Genomic DNA, 15,690 nt, shown 5'->3' on the forward strand with positions numbered 1-15,690 from the left:
GAGTCGGCTCGATGAAATTCTACCTGCGTCGTGACCCGGCGATGGTCCGCACGGATCGCTGCGAACGAGCTCACCCCGCCCGACACTTTCCCGGACGAGACCACGGTGAACAACCCGATACATCTGCTGCGCAACACGTTTGATCTCGAATCGGTCGGCGTCCGGTCCGGTGGTCGCAGCGACGGTCGGACGCTCGAGAACAGACGAAGAGCAGTAGGCTGCTGGTGACCTGAACACGGTATCGGCACGAACAGTCGGCCGTCATCGAATTGTCGCAAGGAGGACCGGCCGCATGAATCTCGCCGACTACGACGTCCTGAGCTTCGATTGCTACGGAACGCTGATCGATTGGGAAGCGGGCATCCTCGAGGTGCTCAGACCATGGGCGCAGCAGGCCGGTTCTCCGCTGTCCGACGACGAGCTTCTCGAGATGCACGGCGTCAACGAATCTCAGGCGCAGCGGGATTCACCCTCTGCGCTGTACCCGCGGATACTCGCCGATGCTTTCGCGCAGACCGGGCGCGCATTGGGAATACCTGTATCGGCCGAGTGGGCGGACAAGCTCGGGGCCTCCGTTTCGGACTGGCCGGCATTCGAGGACTCCGCCGACGCCTTGGCGTCCCTCGGTGAGAGCTACAAGCTCGTCATACTGTCCAATGTGCACCGCGACGGTTTCGCAGGTAGCAACCGCCGGCTCGGCGTGCAGTTCGATGCCATCGTGACCGCGGAGGACGTCAAGGCCTACAAACCGGCCGACAACCACTTCGACGCGCTCGATGGAGTCCTCGAGACGCTGGGTGTTCCACGATCACGGCTACTCCATGTTGCGCAGAGCCTGTTCCACGATCACGTACCGGCGAAACGGCACGGCATCGCCTCGGTGTGGATCGATCGGCGACACGATCGCCCCGGATGGGGCGCAACACCGGAGCCGTCCGAGCAATACAGCGTCGACATGAAATTCCCGAGCATGGCCGCATTCGCAGCAGCGGCCCGCGAAGCCCGCTCGGATGCGTAAGGTCTCCGCACTGATCGGATTCTCACTCGGGCTCATCGCGTCGATCGGTATCGTCCTGTGGACGGGCGCACCGCGTCGAGTGAATTACGCGTTCGTCGCAGGCCATTCGCAGTACTCGGAGTTCCTGGGTATGCCTGGGCCGCTGGGCGCACTCGTAGTCGGTTTGCCTGTTCTGGGAGCAGTCGTCGGCTTAGTTGTAGGCGTGCTGATGTCGAGGGCTCGAGGGTAACCCGATCCCGCGCGAGGTGGCCCGCACCGCCTGATCGTCACCAATGCCAGGCATTGCCTCCGACGTTCTCGATCGTTCGTTGCAGGACTTCGATGGTGGTCACGAAGTCGGCCTCGCTGATGCCCCTCATGCGCTCCTTCTGCAGCATGTTCTGGAGATCGGCTGCGCGCCTGAACGTGTCGCGACCATCCGGGGTGAACGTCATACGCGAATTCGATTCCACGATCCAACCTTTGGACTCCGCGGAGTCGATGGCCTCGACTATGACCTCCGGGGTGTCGTTGTGGCCGATCTTCTCGATCGTCTCGGCGCGATCGGCTCCCGCGGGATGCAGCGAGATCTGATGTAGGAGCCACCATTCGGGTTGTGTGACGCCTATTTCGTGGAGTGCGCCGCGGGTTCGTGCTCGAATGGCTTCCCCGGCTCGCGCGGTCCAGAACCCGATGGGCTGACGCTCTGGCGGCTGCATCGGTCTGCTGGTTGTCGTTGTCATGAGGCTGACCCTAAAACCTGAACCGAACTTCAGGTCAAGGGTAGAGTCCCGCCCGTGGACAGCCCATCAGGGAAGAAGCTGGTTGCAATGCTCGCGGCAGTCGGGGCCTCGACGGGCGCAGCCGCAGCGGTGGTCTGGCATGTCGCCGTTGTCGATCCGCAGGACCTGGGAGTGACCTACGCCCGTCCTAGTTGGTTCCCGGTGTCGCTCTATCTCGTCGCTGCGGGACTGGCGGCCGGCTTGGTGGTGGCCTCGTTTCTCGTCGATGCGGGTCTGCGAATCGTCCAGGATCGTCGGCGCAGCCGCGTCCACCTGTTCGTGGTGTTGATCGTGGTCGGCGTGGCGCTGGGAGCGGGCAGCGCACTCGCCTGGACGCATTGGCCACCGCAACCAACTGAAGTCGCGTCGAATTGGTGGTGGGAGCATCCGTTGAGTATCGAGATCAACTCGCCTCCTGCAGCTGACTTCGGCTGGACGTCAATCGGTAGTTCAGTTTCGGACACCTACGTGGCCGAAACGTATGAAACAGACGCAGTGTTTGTACCGTATCTCGGTGATGAAGAGGTCCCGTCGACCTTCGCTCCCACCATCGGCAATCCGTGGTTGGTGTTTCCGATCGGTGGAGTAGCGATTGCAGCGTTGGCCGCATTCACTCTGTCGCTGCGAGACTTCCGGCTGACCGTGGTGTCTCGCTCTGACCCGGATGCTGTTTAGCGGGGCCAGAAACTATTCGTCGGTGCGCAGTTCCTCGACCAAGGTGAACAGTCGGCCCAGGTAGTCGCTGTGGAAGACCTCCGTCGCGCGGATTTTGGCGTCTCCGTCGAGACCGAATTGAAGATTGACGAGTTCGACCCCGATGGCGACGCGTCGAGCATCGAGTTGCTCGAGTTCGGCGGCGAGAGCGTCGACCTTGGCAACCGGAGACAGTTCGTCAGTCATCCCAGAATCGTAGAGGTCAGCCGACGGCGGCGAGGAACTCGCTGTAGAACAACCCGAGCCCCAGTGCCGACGCGATGGCAGCGAACAGCCACAGTCGGATGATGACCGTTGTTTCCGCCCAGCCGGCCAGCTCGAAATGGTGGTGGATGGGTGCCATGCGGAACGGTCGCTTTCCGGTGCTCTTGAACGACGCGACCTGGATGACGACGGAGGCGCTCTCGGCGACGAACAGGGCTCCGAAGACGAGGGCGATCAGTTCGGTCTTGCTCACGATCGACAGGCCTGCGAGCAGTCCGCCGAGGGCGAGTGAGCCGGTGTCGCCCATGAAGATCTTCGCCGGAGCTGCGTTCCACCAGAGGAATCCGATGCAGGCACCCGCGGCAGCCGCGCAGACGACGGCGAGGTCGAGTGGATCGCGCACCTGGTAGCACCCGGCCACGGAGTTGGTGGCGCAGGATTGCCGGTACTGCCAGAACGTCATCACCGTGTACGCGCCGAGGACGAGTGTCATCGATCCTGCGGCCAAGCCGTCGAGACCGTCGGTGAGGTTGACCGCGTTGGACCAGGCGACGACCAGGAAGACACAGAACAGCACGAAGACGATCGGGGCCATGGTGAAGAACGTGGATTGGCGTACCAGCGACAGTTCGACATTGCCCGGAGTCAGCCCGTTCCCATTGCGGAACTGCAGCGCCAGCACGGCGAAGATCACCGCTGCACTGATCTGTCCGACGTACTTGCCGGTCGCCTTGAGTCCGAGGCTCCGCTTCATGCGGAGCTTGATGTAGTCGTCGAGGAATCCGACAACGCCGAGTGCCGTCGCAAGAGCGAGTATCAACAGCGCCGAAGCCGACGGTCCGTCGCCGCCCATCGTCACCAGGTGGGAGCCGAGGTAACCGGCCCACAGGCCGACGATGATCGCGACGCCGCCCATCGTCGGCGTTCCTCGCTTGGCGTGGTGACTTGCCGGACCCTCGACACGGATCTCCTGGCCGAATCCCTGCCGGGTGAACAGCGCGATGAGAAATGGAGTCAACAGAATCGAGACCGCCAACGCGATTCCACCGGCGATGAGAATGTTGATCATGCGTTGAAGCCCACTCTTCCTCTGTGCTGCTGTTCCTCACCGAGATGCTCGTCGAGCACCGCGGGATACTGTGCCAAACGAATCCGCAAAAGTCGCATTGCGTGACGAAGGCGTTACTCAGGGTTGGTAGGCGCTCGGCGGCATTCCGACCAGTTCGGTGAACTCCCGAGTGAAGTGTGCCTGGTCGAACCAGCCGTATCGCGCGGCCAGGTCTGCCAGCGGACCCGAGTAGCCGTTGTCGAGTTCACTGACAGCGTCGTGAATCCGATACCGCCCGAGCACCCACTTGGGCGTCGCACCGACGTAGCGCTCGAACAGCCGTTGCAATCGACGAGTGCCGATTGCGCACCGCTGTTCCACCTGTGCGACGCGAACCAGCGTCCGGTCGCGCAGCATCGTCGTGATGATGCCCAGGACGGTCCGGTACTCCGGTTCCACGTCACGGGCATAGGGCGCGAGAACCGAGTCGACGACGGTTCGGCAGTGGTCGGCATTGAGATGTCCTCCCAGCTCGGCCAGTGCAGCAACGGTCTCGGCTCGGAACGGGGTCGGCGGCGCGACCGAGACGTCGCGCAGATTTCGGGCCACGGTTCCGGTGAAACTCGCGTATCCGCCGGGACGGAACTTGACCCCGAACACCCAACCGGATTCGGCGAGCACGACGTCGAAGCGACGGGTGAGCACGCCCGTCACGACCACCGGTTCGACGACGCCTTCCCGGGTCCAGCCGTGCTCGACGCTCAACGTGCAGGCCGGGTGCGGGAGCGTCGAGCTGCGATACGAGATGTCCGACGGCAGATCCCATCGCAGCTGCCAGTAGTTCTCGACCCACGGTTCCAACGCCGCTGCACACGGCAGCCGTGTCAGATCGACATATCGAGCCAGCTGATCCGGCCGCAGGACGCCGGACTGGGTGGCTGTCGCGTTTTTCCTATCCGGCACGCGCGTCAGTGTAGGAGCCTGGTCCGACACGAAAAGGAGAACACCATGACCGAGACACCCGTTGCCACGCTGAAGATGGTCACCCTGGACTGTGCAGACCCTACGGCCAGCGCGGAATTCTGGTCGTCGTTGCTGGGCTGGAGCGTCGTGCACGCGGAGCAGGACTACGCGATGCTGCAGGGTCCGAGCAGCGCGCTCGGATTCGGTCGCGTCGACGATTACCAACCGCCGTCGTGGCCCAACGCCAACGGCAGCAAGCAGTTTCACTTCGATCTGGCGGTCGAGGACCTCGATGTCGCGGCGTCGGCTGCGGTGGAGCTGGGTGCGACGCTGCCCGAGGACCAGCCGGGCGATACCTGGCGGGTGCTGCTGGATCCGGCCGGGCATCCGTTCTGTCTGACCAATGCCGCGAACTGGGGCTGACACGGCTAGCCTTGTCGTCGTGAAACCACGTCTGGCAGGAATCGAGATCGTCGTCGCCGATATGGCCGCAGCTCTGGCGTTCTATCGCGTTCTGGGACTGGACATTCCGGCCGACGCCGATGCCGAGCAGCACGTAGAGGTCGACCTCGGCGGCGTCAGGTTGCTGTTCGACCTGCCGTCGACCATCGCGTCGTTCGATCCGACGTGGACGCCGCCCAGCGGGGGCCACCGCGTCGCGCTCGCGTTCGATTGCGGTTCCGCCGCCGGAGTGGACGCGGCGTGGGCAGCGGTGACCGAGGCGGGGTACACCGGACACCTGCAGCCGTGGGATGCGTTCTGGGGGCAGCGTTATGCCGTCGTACACGATCCCGACGGCACCACCGTCGATCTGTACGCGAACCTCTGAGGCGTCAGCTCGACGGAGCGATGATCTGAATCAGGTTGCCGCAGGTGTCGTCGAACACCGCAGTGATCACCGGGCCCATCTCGGTGGGCTGCTGAGTGAACCGAACGCCCAGGCCGATGAGCCGATCGTATTCTGCTGCAACACTGTCCACCGCGAACTGTGTGAACGGGATGCCGTCCGCGAACAGTGCATCCTTGAACGGTGCGGTTGCGGGATGACCGCTGGGCTCGAGCAGCAACTCGGTGCCTTCAGGATCCTGCGGCGAGACGACCGTGAGCCAACGATCGGGGCCACCCATGGCTACGTCGTGCTTGACGACGAAGCCCAGTACCTCGGTGTAGAACGTCAGCGCTTTGCTCTGATCGTCGACGAAGACGCTGGTGATGTTGATTCTCATGCCGGTCCCTCACCTCTCGGCCCGCCGGCCAGTTCGACTGCGACGTCGAGGTGGCCGAGGTGACGGGCGTATTCCTGGAGTACATGGAAGCAGATCCAGATCAGAGTCGGCCGCTCATCGGTGAATCTTCCACCGAGAGTTGCCAATTCGTCCATCCGATGTGTGCTCAGTACTTCTTCGGTGAGCCGGGCACCGTCGTCGAGTCTGCCCAGCAGGGTCTCGGCGTCCACTTCGGCCGGCACATGCCAGGAGCCGTCTTTCTCGTCACCCCACGGCGCGTCGACTGCCCTGCCGAGAAATCCCCAGACGAACCAGCGCTGCTCCATGTGCACCAGATGGGTCAGCATCTGTAGTGGGGTCCACTCGGAGGGTAGGGCTGTGGTGGTCAAGGAATCGCCGCTCAGTGCAGTGATGCGCCGAACCAACTCGCCGCGATAGAAGCGCAGGTACTCGCGAAACAGGTCGGCGGGATCGGAGAGGGCGGAGTTCGGTTCGGGAAACGTCGTCAGCTTGGCCATGGCTTCTCTAGTTGTCGGCTCATTCGCTCTTGCGCTGTTCGCGGGCGATGCGACGCTGCTCCTCGGCGCGGGCGCGGCAGCGGCGTAGGAACTCCTCGTCGCTTTCCTGCGACTGGGCGACGGCCCGTCCGGGTCTTGCGTCGTACTCGGGATAGGCCGACGCAGTACGCGGTGCACCGCTGCCACCCCAGATGCCGCCGTTCTCGGGCCGGCCGACGATGAGCCACGCAATGGACCCGGCGAGCGGCAGAACGATGACGAGCAGCAGCCAGACGATCTTCGGGAGGTGCCGGATTCCCGAATCGTCGGCGGTGATGACGTCGATCAAACAGAAGATCGACAGCAGCATGATCAGCAGGCCGAGGTACGGCACGGAGAATCCTCCAGTCTTTTCGAGACCGTGCGGTCGGTCTTTCGCGACTATCAGATCACTCGTTGTACCACCGATCAAGTGCTGCGAACGTCTCGAGTGTCGTGGCTCAGCCGAAAACCAGCAGAGCAGCCAGGGTCAGCATCATCGCTCCGATGCCGAGGTCGAGTACCCGCCACGCAGCGGGCTTGGCGAACAGCGGACTCAGCACCCGTGATCCGTAGCCCAGGGCGGTGAACCACAGGACGCTGCCCAGCATCGCGCCGACGGCGAACCACCACCGCAAGTCCCCCGGCTGTCGGTTGCCGATCGAGCCGAGAAACACCACGGTGTCGAGGTAGACATGCGGATTGAGCCAGGTCAGGGCCAGGCAGGTGGCAAGGGCGGCGATCAGCGAACCCGTTCCCTCCACCTGGGAGGTCATGGAAGCAGGTGTTCGGGCGCGGTTCAACGCCATCAGACCGTAGACGAGGAGAAACAGAGCACCCAGGACGGTCACGATCCGCAGAGCCACGGGAAATCGATCCACGAGGACACCGATTCCAGCCACCCCGGCCAGGATGAGGACCGCATCGGACAGTGCGCACACCGCGACCACCGGTAATACGTGGGCTCGTTGCAGCCCCTTGCGCAGCACGAAGGCGTTCTGCGCTCCGATGGCGACGATGAGGGAAAGTCCGACGCCCAGTCCGGTGAGGGTCGATTGTGCGGCCGCAAGGGAGGTCATGACGGCAACGTTAGGAGCGAGTCGTCATTAGGTCCAGCGAATGTATTTCAGGAACAATTAGCGTAGCTTCATCTGATGGAGATCGAGCAGCTCAGAGCCCTGAGGGCCGTGGTCGACAGCGGAACGTTCGAAGCCGCGGCCCGCGCGCTGTACGTGACGCCCTCGGCGATCAGTCAGCGCATCAAGTCACTGGAGCAATCACTCGGCCGGACTCTGGTCCAGCGGAGCAAGCCGGTGGTCGCAACTCAGTCGGGCGTCGCAGTGCTGCGTCTGGCGCGCCAGATCGACACTCTCACCGAGCAGACTCGTGCCGAACTGAGTGACGACGGCGTCGCCGCGCCGATTTCGCTCGCCGTCAATGCGGATTCGATGGCGACCTGGGTGTTGCCCGCGCTCTCTTCACTGGCGCGCAACACCACCTTCGATCTGCATCGACAGGATCAGGACCGGACGGCGCAGTTGCTGCACGACGGGATCGTCTCTGCCGCAATAACGTCCGTTGCCGATCCGGTTCGTGGCTGCACCGTCCGACGCCTCGGTGCGATGCGCTACCGGCCGTCGGCCACACCCGAGTTCATCGAACGGTGGTTCACCGCAGGAGTGACGGCAGAGGCCTTGCGCTCCGCGCCGGTGGTGGTGTTCGATGCCGACGACCGGTTGCAGGACCACTACTTACAGCGATTCGATGTCGAACCGCATGAGCCGCCGAGACATCTGGTGCCTGCGTCCTCGGATTACGCACGGGCCGTCGACCTCGGCTTCGGCTGGGGCATGATTCCGGATCTTCAGGCCCGCGAGACGCTGATGTGCTTCGACGACAACGGAATCGACGACGTGACGCTGTATTGGCAGCAGTGGTCGTTGTCGTCTGCCGCACTCCAACGGGCAGCCGATGCCGTGGCAGAGGGCGCAGAGCGAATGTTGTTGTGATTCAGGCCGGACTGTCGTTCGGCACGATCTCGGGCAGACCGTCGCCGACCGGATCGAGAATCGCCGCCGAGCGGGCACCCCACCGCTCGTGCGCGGATTGCCGCGACATGCCGACGGCCGTCCCGATCGTCGCCCACGTTGCACCCTGAACTCGGAGCACCACCACGGTTTCGATGCCGTCCAGGCCTGCCGCCAGTTGCACGCGCAGGCTGAGTAGATGCCACGCGAGACTCCGACGTGCAGGCAGATCGGAAGATTGATCGGCCTCCCATTCCGGGGTGCCCGGCAGCGGACCGGTGCCGATGATCTCGTCTGCGATACGGCCCGCTTCGGTGGCTGCCGCTGTTACGACCGCCCGCGTTGCAGCGGTGATATCAGCCTCGGCTGCGAGGGTGATGGGATCCATGACTGACCTCCTGTGTCAGGAAAATCCTGACAGCAGGCCGCCGATGTTGTCAAGAGTTACCTGACAATGTCAGAGCATTCTCAGCACCCGGTCGATGGAGTCGACGGCCTGGGTCAGCTCGGTTTCGGTGATCGTCAGTGCAGGGCGGAATCGCACTGCCGACTCGCCGCAGCCGAGCGCCAGAACATGTTCCTCGGTGCGCAACAGCTCGATCACTCGGTCGCGGGTGGAGGCGTCGGGTAGGGAGAAGGCGCACATCAGCCCGCGTCCACGGACCTCGGATACAGCCGTGTGTCGAGTTGCCAGCTCCTGCAACATGTTCAACAGCACTGCTCCGAGCTCACCGGCCCGGTCGATGAGCTTCTCGGATTCGACCACTTCCAGAATTCGACGCGACCGCACCATGTCGGTGAGGTTGCCACCCCACGTCGAGTTGATGCGGGAGCTGACAGCGAAGACATTGTCGTCGATGTCGTCGACGCGACCGCCGGCCATGACGCCGCAGACCTGAACCTTCTTACCGAAGGCGACGACATCGGGGACGACGCCCAGCTGCTGGAATGCCCATGCGGTGCCGGTCATTCCGGCACCGGTCTGCACCTCGTCCATCACGAACAGCGCGTCGAACTCGTGGCACAGCTCGCGCAGCTTCTGCAGGAAGCGTGGCCGGAAGTGATGGTCTCCACCCTCGCCCTGGATGGGTTCGATGATGGCGCAAGCGATGTCGTGCGGATTGGCCTCGAACGCCATGCGGGCTGCCGCCAGCGATGCGTCCTCGAGTTCGTCCATGTTCGCGTCGGATCTGATGAAGGGGGACGGGATGCGCGGCCAGTCGAATTTCGGGAAGCGGGCGACCTTGTTCGGGTCGGTGTTGGTCAGCGACATCGTGTAGCCCGAGCGTCCGTGGAATGCGTGCTCGAAGTGCATCACCTGCGAGCCCAACGAGGGATCGATGCCGTTGCGCTCGTTCCACCGTGACTTCCAGTCGAAGGCGACCTTCAACGCGTTCTCCACCGCCAGTGCGCCGCCTTCGACGAAGAACAGGTGCGGTAGGCGAGCGTCACCGAGAACCCGCGCGAACGTGTCGACGAATCGGGCCATGGGCACGGTGTAGATGTCGGAGTTGCTGGGCTTGTTCATCGCCGCCTGCATGAGATCGGCCCGAAACTCCGGGTCGTCGATCAGGGCGGGATGGTTCATGCCCAGCGCATTGGACGCAAAGAAGGTGAACAGGTCCAGATAGCGGGTGCCGTCTCTGGCGTCGACCAGGGTGCACCCGGTCGAAGCATCGAGGTCCAGTACCAACTCGAAACCGTCGGCCAACAGGTGTTCGCCGATCACGTCGCGGACGTTGGAGGCATCGATGGTCACTCCGGTGCGCTGTAATACTTGCGTCATGAAGACGAAGATACGCGTTAAAATTCCGTAAGCAAGTCCATATGACAGGAAATTATACTGTTGTGACCGTCGTCGGTAGGCTGATCTCCGACGGTTCGGTTCTCTTCACGGAAGGTGTACGCGCATGTCTGCATCCATCACCCACGACGAGTTGAGTGTGCGCACTCGCGCCATCCTCGACCGGCTGGGTGCCACGATCGCGCTCGACGCCCCCGCGGGACCCGACGCGATCATCGCGCGATCGCCGATCACCGGAGGGAACCTGGCGTCGCTGGCGTCGGCCTCGGCTGCCGACGTCGAGGCCGTCGTCGCCGACGCGCGCACCGCGTTCGTGTCGTGGTCGCAGGTGCCCGCTCCGGCACGTGGTCAGGTGATTCGGGAACTGGGCGAACTGCTGCGCGTACACAAAGAGGATCTGGGCGCGCTGGTGTCCATCGAGGCCGGAAAGATCGTCTCCGAGGGGCTCGGTGAGGTGCAGGAGATGATCGACATCTGCGACTTCGCCGTCGGACTCTCGCGTCAGCTGTACGGCAACACGATCGCCACCGAACGGCCCGGGCATCGGATGATGGAGCAATGGCATCCGCTCGGTGTCGTCGGTGTCATCACCGCCTTCAATTTCCCTGTCGCCGTGTGGAGTTGGAATACCGCACTTGCTCTGGTCGCAGGAGACACCGTCATCTGGAAGCCGTCGGAGAAGACTCCGCTGACCGCCGTCGGAGTGCAGGCGCTGTTCGAGCGTGCCGCCGCTGCCGCGGGCGTGGACCCCAAGATCGCACAGCTGGTGATCGGTGATCGCGCGTCCGGCGAAGCGCTGGTGGATGATTCGCGAGTTGCGTTGGTGTCGGCCACCGGCTCGACGAGAATGGGCCGTGCCGTCGCACCTCGGGTCGCCGAGCGATTCGGCCGGGTGTTGCTCGAACTCGGTGGAAACAATGCCGCGATCGTGACGCCGTCGGCCGATCTCGATCTGACGACGCGTGGACTGGTGTTCTCGGCCGCCGGGACGGCCGGTCAGCGCTGCACCTCGCTGCGACGCGTCATCGTGCATTCCTCGGTCGCGGAGGAACTGGTCGCAAAGCTGGTCGCGGCATACGAGACGCTCTCCATCGGATCTCCCTTGGCCACAGACACTCTGGTGGGCCCGCTCATCGACGCCGGTGCGTTCGCGGGGTACCAGAAGGCGCTCGAAGCCGCGGTATCCGACGGCGGAACAGTGGTGGTCGGCGGGGAGCGGGTGAACGTGGTCGACGAGTATTCGTTCTACGTTCAGCCCGCGATCGTGACGATGCCCGCGCAGACCGACATCGTCAAGCACGAGACGTTTGCCCCCATCATGTACGTGCTGGTGTACGACACCCTCGACGAGGCCATCGCACTGCACAACGATGTGCCGCAGGGTCTTTCGTCATCGATCTTCACGACCGACCTGCGTGAAGCCGAGCGCTTCCTGTCCGCTGCCGGCTCCGACTGCGGCATCGCCAACGTCAACATCGGACCGTCCGGCGCCGAGATCGGCGGGGCATTCGGCGGAGAGAAGGAAACCGGCGGCGGACGTGAATCCGGTTCGGACGCATGGAAGGCATACATGCGCCGCGCAACCAACACCGTCAACTACTCCAACGAACTGCCCCTGGCGCAGGGAGTGAAATTCGGCTGACGGCATGATCGACAGTATGAAAGTACTGTCGATGATCCTGGCCGGCTTCGTCGTCGGCTATGCGGTCAGTGATATCCGACCCTTCGACTCCCTGCTGAGCAGCACGGCCGAATTCGGTTCACCGACAGCGATCGTCAACGGGCTCACCGTCCTCGCGTTGACCGTCTGCCTGGTGAGCGTCGCGCTCGCGCGTTCGAGTGCGCGGGGTGTGCTCGTCGTGGCGATCGGAGCAGTACTCGTCGTCGTGTTCCGGACAGTCGGCATGGTGACCGGGATGTTCGGCGACTGGGCCGGCGCAGTGGGCGCAGGTGCCCTGCTCGGCGCCTCCGCCGTACTCGCGGGGCGACATCGCGGAGCGCAGGCATCGCTGGCCGTCGCGGCGATCGGAGCCGGTCTTCTCGGCACAGCGCTGGATGCCCTGTTGCAAGCCGACGACGGTCCCGTGTTCGTGTGGGATGTCGTCGGTGCCGAGGATGCGGTGGTTCCGGAGCGAGCGATCGTCATGGTGATTGCGGCACTGGGTACGGCGCTCTCGCTCTACCAGGCACACCGCGATGTGGCGTTGCAGTCGCACGAGACCCGACGGACTCTGCTGGTCGGACTTCCGCTGCCCATAGCTGCCGGTGTTGTGAGTTGGTTCGCCGGCGGCCACGACAGTGGGGATGCCGTCTGGCTCGGTGCACTTGCCGGTATGGCCGTTCTTGCGGTGGTGGCCGCGTTCGCATTCCCCGGCCGGGACGGGCGCGTACTGCTGGTGCTGTTCGCGTCGGCCACGATCGGGTCGATGGGATTCGCCGTCGAGGATTCGCTGCAACTCGCCGTGAGTGTCGCGTTGCTGGTCGTCGGAGCGGGGATCGGCTACCGGTGGCCGCAGCTGTACGTCGGACTGGGTGGGCTGCTCGTCGTTGCCGGTGCATCTCTGATCGAGGGCTACGTCGCTCTGCCGTCGTTGTCGCAGTTCGCTCTGCCGTTCGTCGTCGCGTACGCGCTGGTGTCCGTGTTGTCGACGGCGCCGGGTTCGCTGGCCGTCGCGTTGCCTGCGTTGTTCACCATGTCGCTGCCGGTGACGGTGTTCGCCGCGAGCTACCAAGCGGGGCTGTCATTGTCTTCGGACAACGCGGTCGCTACCCGCATGAGCGAGCCCGACCACCTGGTGTTGTCGCTGGCCGGGCTCGTGGTCGTTGCGGTGGTGACGGTTGCCTGCGCGGTGTTGATGCGCAGACCCACCCAGAATCCGGCGGCGCGGTAGCTGCCGACAGCGGCCATTCCCGCGACGGCACCGTGGCCGTAGCCTGCGTGGGATGGCCGATCACAACCGGAACAGAGATCTGCCCGACGACGTCTCCGATGTGACATTGGGGTTCTTCCTCGCCGTGGCGATGTTCTTGCCCTCGTATTTCGGTGCCACGCTCGTCACCGACGCGCTGCTCGGCCGAGTTGGACTGTCGCTGTCCCCGCTGTTGTGGCTGGTCGTAGCGGTACCTCTGGCGATTGCCATGGTGCATGTCCAGGATCGTGGGCATCGTGATCCGAGGGAAGCTACGCGGCACGGCCTGAGTCCGGTGAATTCGACGGCGAATCGCTTGATGCGAGACCACACGAGCCCGCCCACCCGATGACTGCGGTGGACGGGCTCGTGAGCGTTCTGCACTGGACTACGGCGCAGGCACAACCTCGGTGGTCGTGGGAACCACGGACTCGGCAGCCGTCTCGGTTGCGGTGACGCAGACCGGCGGTGCTCCCTCGACGGGGGTTCCACCCTCGACGGGGATCGTGCACTCGGGGGTCGTCGCGACGACGGCGGGTGCCGGTGTCTCGGCGGTGGTGACGGGTGCAGGCACAACCGGAACGGTGGTGGTCACGATCGGCGACGGGGTTGCCGGGGTTGCCGGGGTGGTCGTTGTGGCCTTCGGAGTCGTGGTTGCCGGCGTGGTCACAGGTGCCACGATCGTCTCGACCGCTGCACGTCCGGCCTTCTCCTGCACCTCTTTGGTCTCCACCGGCTCGCCCCGGTTGGCCTGCTCGGCCAGCTGGGTCAGCCAGGCCGCTGCGTACTGCACCGAGGTCAGTGGCTTGCCGTTGGCGGCGTCGGCGTCGCGCCAATAGTCGAAGTGGTGTCCCGATCCGGGTGCCAGGGTGAGGCCGTACGGGTCGTTCATCACGACGGGGATGGTGTTCTGGTTCGAGGAGATGAATCCGGTGATCTCCTTGAAGATCTTCTGCGGCAGGTACACCATGTCGACCATCTGACCGGTCTCGATGGGCTCCTGCTCGCCGTCGACCTTGGCCGAGACCGGAGTGGTCACTGTGCCGGGCTTGTAGCCGGGCTCCGACACCTTGATCAGCACGTCGAGGAACGTCTCGTCGCTCTGCATCCAATTGGGCTGAGAAGCAATGTCGTTGAAGGCATTGACGGCGATGCGTCCCAGTGCCAGCGCCAGATCGGCACCGGTGGCGGGGTTGAGGTTCTCGTTCTGCAGCGCGTCGGCGTTGACCTGGCGACCGACGTTGGCGGCGAGGTGAATCAGTGACGTGTTGGCGGGCAGTGCGCAGGTGAGGTCGCCGTCGGAGCAGAAGGACGCCACTCGGCCGTCGAGCGCTCCGAATCCACCGGACGTACCGGGTAGTGCTCCTTGACCGGGAATTGCGTTGTTGCCGTTCTGGTACCGGGTGTCGAAGCCGTCCGGATTGCTGAACGGGTTCTCGGCGCCGGGGAACGGTCCTTCCCCGGCGACGCGGCCGGCGTCGGCGAAGATGACGACACCGACGACCTGGTTGGGGTCGACGATTCCGTAGGTGCCGTCGGCGGACGCAACCTGGTTACCGACCTCCATCGCGGTGCGGCGGGCAACGTCTGCGCCCTCGCTGTAGCCGACGATGGCGAAGCGGGTCTTGGGGCAGGACGCCGAGATCGTCCTCATGATGGTCTGCGAGTTGGTGACGCCGGTCTGTACGGCGTTCTCGTAGCTCGCCAGGTCTGCCGGGTATTCGACGTACACCGCGGCGTAGGAGTCCGGAACCACGTTGCCGTTGTTGGGCGCACGGACGGCCTGGTCGATCCAGTCGCTGGAGTAGTCGCCGGACATCGCTGCGGGGAGCCGCTCGCCCTCGGGGGTGGTGAGCCACTTGACGCCCTCGCGCGGGGTGTCGCCGCGGCCGCCGATAGCGATGCTCACCATGTCGTAGCAGGTTGCGGTCGAGACCAGTTCGATCGATGCCTCGGTGCTCGTGGACGGAGTCGACCACGGTGCGGCAACGACTACTCCGGCACCGAGGGCTCCGATCGCAAACGCGCTCAGCGCGACGCGCGCACGCTTCGACTTGCCAACATTCATGTCTTCGATCCCCATCATGTCCGCCCGAACCGATCCCACTGCAGTTGCCAATGGGTTACCCGGGGTTTCGTCGGTCGGGTCGTTCGCGTTACAAACCGCATCATTTACCGTCGTACGCATGGCTTTTCACCGACGAATGACATCGACGGAATTCGACCTGACCGATGGGTCGACCTGCGTCGTGCGCGAGGCGGTGGCGTCGGACCTCCAATCGATCGTGGCTCTGCTCGTCGACGACCCGCTGGGTCTCACGCGGGAGCGCGCCGATGACATGGATCGGTATCGCACCGCCTTCGACGACATCTCATCGGACCCGCGAAACCTGCAGGTCGTGGCGGTGCACGGTGACGAGGTGGTGGGAGCGCTGCAGTAGACCGTCATTCCCGGGCTTGCCCACGTCGGATACAAGATG

General features: G+C 64.2%; 20 protein-coding genes. 9 read left to right on the forward strand and 11 right to left on the reverse strand.

The features are described 5' to 3' along the window. Window positions 1–292 precede the first annotated feature (292 nt). A complete protein-coding gene (locus CH249_RS05950) occupies window positions 293–1,018 on the forward strand; it encodes a haloacid dehalogenase type II (RefSeq protein WP_094682406.1) in 726 nt (241 codons plus the stop codon). 266 nt (window positions 1,019–1,284) lie between these two features. Here CH249_RS05950 and CH249_RS05960 read toward each other — a convergent pair whose 3' ends face one another. Beyond that, window positions 1,285–1,740, reverse strand: a complete 456-nt coding sequence (locus tag CH249_RS05960; protein ID WP_094682405.1) for a MarR family winged helix-turn-helix transcriptional regulator — start codon at window positions 1,738–1,740, stop codon at window positions 1,285–1,287. A 54-nt stretch (window positions 1,741–1,794) separates the two neighbouring features. Here CH249_RS05960 and CH249_RS05965 point away from each other — a divergent pair, with 54 nt between their 5' ends. Then, entirely contained in the window at window positions 1,795–2,454 is a 660-nt protein-coding gene (locus CH249_RS05965; protein WP_094682404.1) for a hypothetical protein, read from the forward strand. Window positions 2,455–2,466: 12 nt separating this feature from the next. Here CH249_RS05965 and CH249_RS05970 read toward each other — a convergent pair whose 3' ends face one another. The 3 genes from CH249_RS05970 to CH249_RS05980 form a co-directional block, all read right to left on the reverse strand. Next, window positions 2,467–2,679: an oxidoreductase gene (locus CH249_RS05970; protein WP_094646291.1), complete on the reverse strand. Its 213-nt coding sequence runs from the start codon at window positions 2,677–2,679 to the stop codon at window positions 2,467–2,469. A 16-nt stretch (window positions 2,680–2,695) separates the two neighbouring features. Next, window positions 2,696–3,766, reverse strand: coding sequence for a phospho-N-acetylmuramoyl-pentapeptide-transferase (mraY, locus tag CH249_RS05975; RefSeq protein ID WP_032397044.1), 1,071 nt, complete (start codon window positions 3,764–3,766; stop codon window positions 2,696–2,698). A gap of 117 nt (window positions 3,767–3,883) precedes the next feature. Next, window positions 3,884–4,708, reverse strand: coding sequence for a helix-turn-helix transcriptional regulator (locus CH249_RS05980; protein ID WP_256981102.1), 825 nt, complete (start codon window positions 4,706–4,708; stop codon window positions 3,884–3,886). 45 nt (window positions 4,709–4,753) lie between these two features. Here CH249_RS05980 and CH249_RS05985 point away from each other — a divergent pair, with 45 nt between their 5' ends. After that, window positions 4,754–5,131 carry a VOC family protein gene (locus tag CH249_RS05985; RefSeq protein ID WP_032397046.1) on the forward strand — a complete coding sequence of 126 codons (378 nt, stop codon included), beginning with the start codon at window positions 4,754–4,756 and terminating at the stop codon, window positions 5,129–5,131. Further along, the gene (locus tag CH249_RS05990) at window positions 5,112–5,537 is read left to right on the forward strand and encodes a VOC family protein (protein ID WP_052049975.1); all 426 of its coding nucleotides are present in this window, start codon (window positions 5,112–5,114) and stop codon (window positions 5,535–5,537) included. The genes CH249_RS05985 and CH249_RS05990 overlap by 20 nt, the downstream gene beginning before the upstream one ends. A 4-nt stretch (window positions 5,538–5,541) precedes the next feature. Here the strand turns inward: CH249_RS05990 and CH249_RS05995 are convergent, their stop codons facing one another. From CH249_RS05995 to CH249_RS06010, 4 genes are all read right to left on the reverse strand, one after another. Further along, complete coding sequence (locus CH249_RS05995) at window positions 5,542–5,934, reverse strand: VOC family protein (RefSeq protein WP_032397048.1); 393 nt, start codon at window positions 5,932–5,934, stop codon at window positions 5,542–5,544. Continuing rightward, window positions 5,931–6,452 carry a DUF664 domain-containing protein gene (locus tag CH249_RS06000; protein ID WP_094646294.1) on the reverse strand — a complete coding sequence of 174 codons (522 nt, stop codon included), beginning with the start codon at window positions 6,450–6,452 and terminating at the stop codon, window positions 5,931–5,933. The genes CH249_RS05995 and CH249_RS06000 overlap by 4 nt, the downstream gene beginning before the upstream one ends. 19 nt (window positions 6,453–6,471) lie before the next feature. Beyond that, entirely contained in the window at window positions 6,472–6,825 is a 354-nt protein-coding gene (locus tag CH249_RS06005) for a PLD nuclease N-terminal domain-containing protein (RefSeq protein ID WP_094646295.1), read from the reverse strand. Between the two features lie 106 nt (window positions 6,826–6,931). Then, on the reverse strand, window positions 6,932–7,549 hold the full coding sequence (locus CH249_RS06010; RefSeq protein ID WP_094646296.1) for a LysE/ArgO family amino acid transporter: 618 nt from the start codon (window positions 7,547–7,549) through the stop codon (window positions 6,932–6,934). 75 nt (window positions 7,550–7,624) lie between these two features. On the opposite strand from CH249_RS06010, the gene CH249_RS06015 reads away from it, so the two are divergent. Further along, on the forward strand, window positions 7,625–8,479 hold the full coding sequence (locus CH249_RS06015; RefSeq protein ID WP_179272804.1) for a LysR family transcriptional regulator ArgP: 855 nt from the start codon (window positions 7,625–7,627) through the stop codon (window positions 8,477–8,479). 1 nt (window position 8,480) lies between these two features. Here CH249_RS06015 and CH249_RS06020 read toward each other — a convergent pair whose 3' ends face one another. Together CH249_RS06020 and lat are read right to left on the reverse strand one after the other, a co-directional pair. Beyond that, a complete protein-coding gene (locus CH249_RS06020) occupies window positions 8,481–8,885 on the reverse strand; it encodes a hypothetical protein (protein WP_045197865.1) in 405 nt (134 codons plus the stop codon). 69 nt (window positions 8,886–8,954) lie between these two features. After that, window positions 8,955–10,283, reverse strand: coding sequence for an L-lysine 6-transaminase (lat, locus tag CH249_RS06025; RefSeq protein WP_094682403.1), 1,329 nt, complete (start codon window positions 10,281–10,283; stop codon window positions 8,955–8,957). Window positions 10,284–10,407: 124 nt separating this feature from the next. On the opposite strand from lat, the gene CH249_RS06030 reads away from it, so the two are divergent. From CH249_RS06030 to CH249_RS06040, 3 genes are read left to right on the forward strand one after another with little or no spacing between them, the layout of a single operon-like run. Continuing rightward, entirely contained in the window at window positions 10,408–11,943 is a 1,536-nt protein-coding gene (locus CH249_RS06030) for an aldehyde dehydrogenase family protein (protein WP_094682402.1), read from the forward strand. Window positions 11,944–11,959: 16 nt separating this feature from the next. After that, window positions 11,960–13,192 carry a hypothetical protein gene (locus CH249_RS06035; RefSeq protein ID WP_094682401.1) on the forward strand — a complete coding sequence of 411 codons (1,233 nt, stop codon included), beginning with the start codon at window positions 11,960–11,962 and terminating at the stop codon, window positions 13,190–13,192. A gap of 52 nt (window positions 13,193–13,244) precedes the next feature. Continuing rightward, window positions 13,245–13,562: a hypothetical protein gene (locus CH249_RS06040; RefSeq protein ID WP_094682400.1), complete on the forward strand. Its 318-nt coding sequence runs from the start codon at window positions 13,245–13,247 to the stop codon at window positions 13,560–13,562. 36 nt (window positions 13,563–13,598) lie between these two features. Here CH249_RS06040 and CH249_RS06045 read toward each other — a convergent pair whose 3' ends face one another. Continuing rightward, window positions 13,599–15,293 (reverse strand): cutinase family protein, encoded by a 1,695-nt coding sequence (locus CH249_RS06045; protein ID WP_094682525.1) that lies wholly within the window; start codon window positions 15,291–15,293, stop codon window positions 13,599–13,601. 103 nt (window positions 15,294–15,396) lie between these two features. On the opposite strand from CH249_RS06045, the gene CH249_RS06050 reads away from it, so the two are divergent. Next, the gene (locus CH249_RS06050) at window positions 15,397–15,651 is read left to right on the forward strand and encodes a hypothetical protein (protein WP_143544365.1); all 255 of its coding nucleotides are present in this window, start codon (window positions 15,397–15,399) and stop codon (window positions 15,649–15,651) included. Window positions 15,652–15,690: the final 39 nt, after the last annotated feature.

Source organism: Rhodococcus sp. 05-2255-3B1, from assembly GCF_002258545.1.
In the GTDB taxonomy this organism is placed as follows: Bacteria; Actinomycetota; Actinomycetes; order Mycobacteriales; family Mycobacteriaceae; genus Rhodococcoides.

Excerpts from the sequence above, each read along its gene's own strand:
- CH249_RS05995 (WP_032397048.1), bottom strand. The coding sequence starts at position 5,934 with ATGAGAATCAACATCACCAGCGTCTTCGTCGACGATCAGAGCAAAGCG.
- CH249_RS06020 (WP_045197865.1), bottom strand. The coding sequence starts at position 8,885 with ATGGATCCCATCACCCTCGCAGCCGAGGCTGATATCACCGCTGCAACG.
- CH249_RS06040 (WP_094682400.1), top strand. The coding sequence starts at position 13,245 with ATGGCCGATCACAACCGGAACAGAGATCTGCCCGACGACGTCTCCGAT.
- lat (WP_094682403.1), bottom strand. The coding sequence starts at position 10,283 with ATGACGCAAGTATTACAGCGCACCGGAGTGACCATCGATGCCTCCAAC.
- CH249_RS05985 (WP_032397046.1), top strand. The coding sequence starts at position 4,754 with ATGACCGAGACACCCGTTGCCACGCTGAAGATGGTCACCCTGGACTGT.
- CH249_RS06050 (WP_143544365.1), top strand. The coding sequence starts at position 15,397 with ATGGCTTTTCACCGACGAATGACATCGACGGAATTCGACCTGACCGAT.
- CH249_RS06010 (WP_094646296.1), bottom strand. The coding sequence starts at position 7,549 with ATGACCTCCCTTGCGGCCGCACAATCGACCCTCACCGGACTGGGCGTC.
- CH249_RS05990 (WP_052049975.1), top strand. The coding sequence starts at position 5,112 with ATGCCGCGAACTGGGGCTGACACGGCTAGCCTTGTCGTCGTGAAACCA.
- CH249_RS06035 (WP_094682401.1), top strand. The coding sequence starts at position 11,960 with ATGAAAGTACTGTCGATGATCCTGGCCGGCTTCGTCGTCGGCTATGCG.
- CH249_RS06015 (WP_179272804.1), top strand. The coding sequence starts at position 7,625 with ATGGAGATCGAGCAGCTCAGAGCCCTGAGGGCCGTGGTCGACAGCGGA.
- CH249_RS06045 (WP_094682525.1), bottom strand. The coding sequence starts at position 15,293 with ATGGGGATCGAAGACATGAATGTTGGCAAGTCGAAGCGTGCGCGCGTC.
- CH249_RS05950 (WP_094682406.1), top strand. The coding sequence starts at position 293 with ATGAATCTCGCCGACTACGACGTCCTGAGCTTCGATTGCTACGGAACG.
- CH249_RS05960 (WP_094682405.1), bottom strand. The coding sequence starts at position 1,740 with ATGACAACGACAACCAGCAGACCGATGCAGCCGCCAGAGCGTCAGCCC.
- CH249_RS05970 (WP_094646291.1), bottom strand. The coding sequence starts at position 2,679 with ATGACTGACGAACTGTCTCCGGTTGCCAAGGTCGACGCTCTCGCCGCC.
- mraY (WP_032397044.1), bottom strand. The coding sequence starts at position 3,766 with ATGATCAACATTCTCATCGCCGGTGGAATCGCGTTGGCGGTCTCGATT.
- CH249_RS06030 (WP_094682402.1), top strand. The coding sequence starts at position 10,408 with ATGTCTGCATCCATCACCCACGACGAGTTGAGTGTGCGCACTCGCGCC.
- CH249_RS06000 (WP_094646294.1), bottom strand. The coding sequence starts at position 6,452 with ATGGCCAAGCTGACGACGTTTCCCGAACCGAACTCCGCCCTCTCCGAT.